Source organism: Pseudofrankia coriaricola (assembly GCF_001854805.1).
In the GTDB taxonomy this organism is placed as follows: Bacteria; Actinomycetota; Actinomycetes; order Frankiales; family Frankiaceae; genus Pseudofrankia.
Map to the genome: position 1 here is coordinate 1 of NZ_MBLO01000143.1, position 6837 is coordinate 6837.

Consider the following 6837-nt stretch of genomic DNA (forward strand, 5'->3'; position numbering starts at 1 on the left):
GCGGCCGTCGCGGGCCGGTACACCCGGCAGCCGTAGCCGCTACAGGCCCACGACGCCAGCCGACACGCCGCCCACGACTTTGTCGCAGCCCTGGTGGAACGGGATGACCGAACCTGGAACCTTGCTCGGCCATACCTCGCCCGACCAGTTGTCGACCGCCAGGGCCGCGACCTCCCGGTCGTGCAGCCAGCGGCAGCTGTCGAGCCCCGGCCCCGCGGCGTTGCCGAGGAAGTGCTCGCGGTCACCCTCCAGGAACCACTGGTACCACCCGGTGCGCAGCAGGAGGATGTCCCCCGACTCGACGCGCACGCCCTGCCGCTCTTCGGCCGCCGACAGGTCTTCGGCGGTCACCTCGTAGGAGTCCGGAAGGCGGTCGACGCCCTTCAGACGGGGGATGTCGAGCAGTACCCCGCGGGTGACGAGGCGTTCGATGACCTTGGGGAAGGCATTCCGGGCGGCACCGGTGAAGTTGTTGACCGCCGCCGCGGGCACCCCGTTGTAGAACATCCCGTCATAGCCCACGTGTGCCAGGCCGTCCCACTGGGTCGCGGACTGCAGCCCCGTTATGATCATATCGTCCGCGGAGATGCCCCCATCCTTCGACGCCGCCGTGTCGCTGGGCAGGAGGGTCATGACGTGCACCGGGTTGATGCGGAACCCGCCGGCCGGGAACGGACCGTTCTTGTCGAAAGGCATGCCGAGGTCGAAGACCCTGCCGGTCCTTACCAGCTGAGCTGACCGCACCCGCTTCTCGGGCGTTACGAAATTCAGCGTGCCGATCTCGTCGTCGTCGCCCCAGCGGCCCCAGTTGCTGAGCTCCCTTCCTAGCTCGTGATGCGGCCAGACGGGAGTGGTCGTGTCATGCATGGTGGCTCTCCTTCGCCGGCCGCAGGCCGACTCGTGACCCGCACCGGGCTTCTGCCCGGCCGGTGCTCAGTGCGCGCGCGGGTCCCCCGGCGTCAGCGCCGCGACAAAGCGCCAGGGCACCCCGAGGCTGGTCTCCGGGTCGGTGACGATGATGTCGTCCGAGCGGATGACGATGCGTACGCCCTGCGCTCGCAGGTGGCGCTCGGCGCGGTCGAGGTCGACAACCTGGAACGCGATCGCGTGATACGTGTCCCTTGGCGCGTTGCTCGCCCAGTCGGCGAACGCCGGCGTGCCGTCGTCGGGCGTGGCGAGTTCGTACACCCCGTCCGCGAGGTGGACGTAGGTGCTGGTCGCCGAGAGGACCGAGTCGTAGCCCTCGTGGATCACGGTGCCGCCGAGAGCGTCGACGAAGAGGCGCAGCGCGCGGTCCCTTTCGGCGGTGAGCACGATGTGGTGTGAGCACATGTCGATGCCGAGAGGGTCGTCCTCCGAGACCGGAGGCAGGACCCAGCCCGGCTGGACGCGTGGATCGCCCGGAAACGGGATGGGCGGCAGAAACTGGTAACGAAGGCCGGCGCTGTCGGGCGTCGTCCAGAACATCGGCAGACCGCCGCCGACCACGGTCGGTGGCTCATCGCTCTCGACGATCGCGCCAAGCTGGTCCACGATCCGGAAACCTCGGCTCCGCAGCGCGCGATAGGCGTGGGTGAGCCCGTCGACGTACCATCCGAAGCCGCTGAGGCGCGGCTTCTCGACCGTCGGGTACTGTCGAACGCCGTTCTTGACGTACAGTTCCGGATCGATCGTGTCGAACACCACGTCCCTGATCACCGTGAACGTGGAGTAGTCGGTCCGGTTCTCGGGGTCCTGGGCTCCGCCGGCGCCGAATGTGTCAAGCCGCGCGCTCGGGCTGCCGAAGACCCGCTCAAACCAGCGCTCGGCCTCGCCGAGATCGGGCACGCGGTGACTCGGATGGAACATCATCGCCACGCGGAAACCGCGCTGCGCGGCACCGGCCGGAACAGGTGGGCTGGGGTTTCTGGACATGAGGCCTTCCCCTACTTCCACCATCCGTCAACCACTCGGCGAGTCTTCTACCAGCATCTAACACCGGCGTCAACGTTGCGCAGGCTGGGCCGCGGTCCAGCCTGCGACTCCGCTCGGGCATCCTGGTCGTCGAGGTGGTCGGTCTGAATGAGCCATTCCGGCCGGCCGCCCCCGCGGCGCCGCCGCCGAAGACGGCGCATTCTTGGATTCCGTGACCTCGCGCATCAATGTCAGTGGACGGATGCGACTCTCGGTCCCTTGGCCAGGATCGGGGGAAGATCCTCCAGTGTGACGATTCCAGCCGGCGCGTCGGGCAGATGACGCGATAACGCTTGCCAGGAATACTCATCATTCAGATTCCCATTCGTCTTTGCCTACTGATCACGACATTCGCCCTGGTGGGCGACGCAGGATGTGCGCACCCAAAACCGGGGGAGCCCGCGATGACCTCGGTCACGAACCGTCCAGGCCGGTCGGGCCGGCCGCCGGGACCAGGGCTCGAGCGAGAACCCGACGCATCGGATCTGGTCGGCGATCCGTGGTCGTCACCAGGCGCCGGGCGGGCAACGGACGGACCCGCCCCGTCGGCGTCGGCGCACCGCCACGTAGGCGGGATGGACCGCGCTACCGAGCCACCGTCTACAGGCACTTCCCGACCGAGCGCGAACTTCATGACGCGATCATGCAGCGCATCGAGGACGAGGCCGGCGTCTCCTATGACGACCTCGATCTCGAGGGCCTCAACCCGCTGGTCGTGCGCGCGTTCGCGCACATGGCGACGTTCGCCGCCCGCCCAGGGGCCGACCAGGACCCAGCGGCGCCCGGTTTCGTCGCCGACCGACGACGACGGGACGCCCTCCTGCGAGCCGTCACCCCCGTCACCGCTGAATGGTCCGACACGCAACGACTGATGGTGGTTGCGATCCTCGACATCCTGTGGGACAGGAACACCCAGGACCGCCTCGTCAACGTGTGGAAACTCGACCCCGACCAGGCGACCCAAGCGGTCACCTGGAGCATCGGCCACCTCGTCGATATGATCCGCCGTGACGAGCGGCCGGGACCGAAGCTCGGTACACCACCTTCGTGAGGCGGTGCCGGAGCCGCAGGAAGCTACCGTCGGGTCTGTTGCATTCGGAGGGGCTCGGGCGCGCGGAGGCGCTGGGGATCTTCGTGTCCAGCGGGTTGACCCCGCTCGCCGTGGCACGGTCGCCCGGTTCAGGTCACGTTGAGCGTCGGCTCGGCGACCCGGGGACCGGCGTCGGTCACAGGCTGTGGCCGACGGGACGTGTGTGCCAGCAGGGCGGCCATCGCGAGAGCGAGCAGCACGAGCAGCAGCCCGGCGGTCTGGACACCCTGGCCGCGGCTGAGCTGCCCGAACAGGACGGAGACTGGCAGGAAGATCAGCGAGGACAGCGTGCCCGCGCCCGACGTGACGCCGGCCCGCAGCTGCGGGCCGACCGCGTCGTGCAGCAGCCGGCCAGCCCGGATGCCGATCATTCCCGCCGCCAGGGCGACGAGGAACTGGCCCGCGATGACGATGGGGAGGGTGTGGCCCAGCGTCGGCAAGATGGCCGCGAGCACCAGCAACGCGCCGAACCCGATTGCTACGGCCGGGCGGTCGAGCCGGGTCCGGGAGACGAGCCAGCCGCCGAGGCCACCGGTCGAGACGAGCGCCGCCCAGTACGGCCCATACAGCGCGGCCGGCGCGTGCAGCGAGACCAGCCACAGGGGCCCGAACTCGAAGACCAGCTGGGCGACGACGGCCGTGAGGGCGGTGAGCAGCACGACCGGGCGTAGCGCGCGGTCGGCGGCCAGCACCCGGACGGTGGCCAGGGCCTGACGCCGGAAGGTGACCCGTTCCGCGCGCCGGTGCAGGCGCGGCTCGCGGCAGCGCCCGAAGGTGAGGGTAGCGGCCGCGATGAGCGGGACGGTGGCGAAGTAGGTGATCCGAGCCGAGGCGAGCGCGGCGAGCAGCCCGCCCAGGACCGCGCTGGCGACGAGCGCCGCCGCCTCGACGATGTGCATCCGCCCGATCCACCGCTCGTAGCCGTCGCCCGAGCCGGTCTCCTCGACAACAGTGTCGTAGACGGGCTGGTCACCGCCACCGGTCCCGATGCGTTCCGCGGCTGCCCATTCCTCATGGTGCTGGCCGAGTACCTCGAGCCGTCCTCCGCAGCCCACGCCAGCGCGCAAGCGGTGAAGGCATGGGTCCGCACCAGGCTGCGCGAGCTCGCCCTCGAGCTACCCGATCGCGATGCCGCGACCGCCGAGGCGATCTCTGACCGCCTCGCCGTGGTCATCGAGGGGCTCTACGCCTCCACCGCCGCGCTCGGCACCGAGGGACCGGCGCGCAGCGCCCGAGCGCTCGCCATCCTGATCATGGACGCAAACTAACGGTTCTATGCCCCAAATCGGGCCCAACCATAAAAGGGGAGACCCTGACACCATCGGACACCTACCTCTGCGTCATCACCCTGCTGGTACACGGGCCGACTGTTCGACGTCGACTAGGCCGTCGCCGGTTCGGCGGCGCGACTCCACGTGCCCGACCAGCGTCCAGCCCACGACTCACTCATCGCCGCCACGGCCCAGGTCCACAGCTTCACGCTCGTCACCCGCCGCGAGTCCGACTTCGCGCCCATGGGGTTCCACTCGTCAACCCGTGGACCTCTCAGCTGTAGGTAGGGACACCAAGCGGGCGGTACAGAACCTCCGGCGCAAAACCAGGTGCGCTTGTGTCCTCAGAACTGTGGTCGACCGCAATCATGACCGTCTGAAGACCCTTCAGCGGATCAGGTCGAACCACCCTTCATGACAGCACCGAGGCGCGACGTGATGTCCGACACCTTTGGACTCCCGTGAGTAGCCGGGAGGGGTTGCGTGAACCTCTCGATTCACACGGCTCCCGTCGTCCAGTCGTCCACGATCACGACTTGCGGAGCCTCCAGTGGTCGAAGAGCCCTGGGTAGATCCTCGCGATCCTGCCCAAGGCTTGCCCATTCCGGCTCCACCTGCTACAGGGTTGATCTCCTTCGCGAGCTCGAAACTCGTACCCGAGGAAGATGAAAGAGGTGTGTTCGTACGAGCCACGCCTCGTGTCGTCCCGGCAGTACACGATGCGGGTTCTATCGGATGTAGCTCCAACCCCCCGCACTCGGCCAGCCGCCACGGGACCGCGTCACGCATATGACGCGCTTCGGCCTCGCTGGCCGAGAAGACCGCCGCCGAGCGAGACCTCCGCAGAGACCAGCCGCAGGAACGCCAGCAGCCCGGCGCCGTCGCGTCCACCGTCCTCGCCGTCCTCGCGGCCAGCGCCCGCTCAGCCTCCTCACTGTCCCATAGCTGGGGCCGCGGCTCCTTACGCGGCGGCTTCGCCGGGTGCCCGCGGGCCCTGCCACGAAGGGAGCTGACTTTGCCGGAATTCGTGGTCGTGCGACCGCATGACCGGGCAGAATGGGTCGGCAACGGAGTATCCCGGACTCCGGCGGTGACTTCAACGATCCCGACCATGCCGGGTGGCCCCATTGCCTGTACGGGCACCCATCTTCCATCACGGTCCGTCACCCTGACCGGAGGCAGCCCGCCACCATCACACCAGCCCGGCCATCACACCCTGTCACTGAAATCGGGTCGAGGTCTATGCCACCGCGCGCGTCAACCTCTCCCGACCATCCTCGCGAAGATCACATGAAGCGCTCTGACTTGCGATTATGGCTCCTTCCTCAACCCTGTGCGCCTCCTTGGAGCAGCCCGCGACCCCCATGACTCCAGGAGTGCCCGACGCCGCACCTCAGGAAACGAGAGCGGTCCGTGATCACCATTCTCAACCAGGAGACAGGCCAAGACGCGATGAATGGCGACCAGATCCTCACAGTGCACGAGGCCGCGCGCTCCTGGCAGCCGAACCCGAACGCTGCCGGAGCCCTGGCGCACACCGTCGAATGGCTTACCCGCTTCCACGTCCACACGCCCCGGGCTGAGAGGTACGCCACACTCTCGGCCTGGGTGTACCCTCTGGCCCCGCTGCCGGAGCTGGAACTCGCTTACGACATCCACGCCTTCTTTCGGATCTACGACGACTTCACCGACGACCTCGCGGCGGACATCAGCCGCATCAACGTCATCAGCACGGAGCTCACCGGGATTCTCTACGGCAGACCCGCGAAGTCCCCCATGGGGATGATCTTCCATGACCTGTGGACGCGGCAGATCATCAGTTCGCCGGACCAGTGGGTGGCTCGGGTCAGCGAGCACTGGGAATGGTATTTCAACACGCAGGCCACGTACGCGGCGATGCGGGACCGGCGGCTGGACACGACGGTCGAAGAGTATTTGGAACTACGCCAGGGAAACGGCGCGGTGGCGCTGTGCCTGGTGCTCGGCGAGAAGGTGAACTTCACCTACCTGCCTCCGCACATCCACCACTGCACCCAGTTGCGACTGCTACGCAGGTTGGCCAGCGACATCATCGTGTACTGCAACGACGTTTACTCCTCGGTCCGCGACGCGAAGCGTGACGACCCGCGCAACCTGATTACGATCATCCGCGACCAGGCCGGCTGCGATTGGCAGGAGGCGAGAGCCCGTTGCGAGCGGGAGATGCGGACGCTCGACTGGTCGATACACATCACAAAGCAGCGCCTTGACGCGGCCTGCGACGTGCTGCAGTTCACCGACGCGGAACGCGCCCAGGCCCGGATGGGCGCGAGGATCGCCGACGACTGGAACTGGGGTTACCAGGCCTGGGCCGCCGCCAACGAGCTGCTGATGGACACGGATCCGCCGCGCGAGGAGATCTCTCGCATGCTCACCTCGCCGCGGGCGGTCTGACCTAAATCCGCCAGTAGCGCTGCTGGAGATCGTCGACGGGCTCCCTGATTGATCGGCATCGGGTTGGGGGGCGGTTTTCCTTGTTTCGGG

The 6837-nt window shown here is 67.8% G+C and carries 6 protein-coding genes; 3 read left to right on the forward strand and 3 right to left on the reverse strand.

The annotated features are described in order from the left end of the window. Positions 1 to 39: 39 nt before the first annotated feature. Positions 40 to 867, reverse strand: a complete 828-nt coding sequence (locus BCD48_RS19855; RefSeq protein WP_083418917.1) for a cyclase family protein — start codon at positions 865 to 867, stop codon at positions 40 to 42. Between the two features lie 66 nt (positions 868 to 933). Beyond that, the gene (locus tag BCD48_RS19860) at positions 934 to 1914 is read right to left on the reverse strand and encodes a VOC family protein (RefSeq protein ID WP_198543318.1); all 981 of its coding nucleotides are present in this window, start codon (positions 1912 to 1914) and stop codon (positions 934 to 936) included. 682 nt (positions 1915 to 2596) lie between these two features. Between BCD48_RS19860 and BCD48_RS19865 the strand changes: the two genes are divergently transcribed. Beyond that, a complete protein-coding gene (locus BCD48_RS19865) occupies positions 2597 to 3004 on the forward strand; it encodes a hypothetical protein (protein WP_131804057.1) in 408 nt (135 codons plus the stop codon). Between the two features lie 128 nt (positions 3005 to 3132). On the opposite strand, the gene BCD48_RS19870 is transcribed toward BCD48_RS19865, so the two are convergent. Beyond that, positions 3133 to 4110 carry an MFS transporter gene (locus BCD48_RS19870; protein ID WP_131804058.1) on the reverse strand — a complete coding sequence of 326 codons (978 nt, stop codon included), beginning with the start codon at positions 4108 to 4110 and terminating at the stop codon, positions 3133 to 3135. A gap of 3 nt (positions 4111 to 4113) precedes the next feature. On the opposite strand from BCD48_RS19870, the gene BCD48_RS50745 reads away from it, so the two are divergent. Both BCD48_RS50745 and BCD48_RS19880 read left to right on the forward strand, forming a co-directional pair. Next, complete coding sequence (locus BCD48_RS50745) at positions 4114 to 4311, forward strand: hypothetical protein (protein WP_131804059.1); 198 nt, start codon at positions 4114 to 4116, stop codon at positions 4309 to 4311. 1416 nt (positions 4312 to 5727) lie between these two features. Beyond that, complete coding sequence (locus BCD48_RS19880) at positions 5728 to 6747, forward strand: terpene synthase family protein (protein ID WP_071049934.1); 1020 nt, start codon at positions 5728 to 5730, stop codon at positions 6745 to 6747. Positions 6748 to 6837 lie beyond the last annotated feature (90 nt).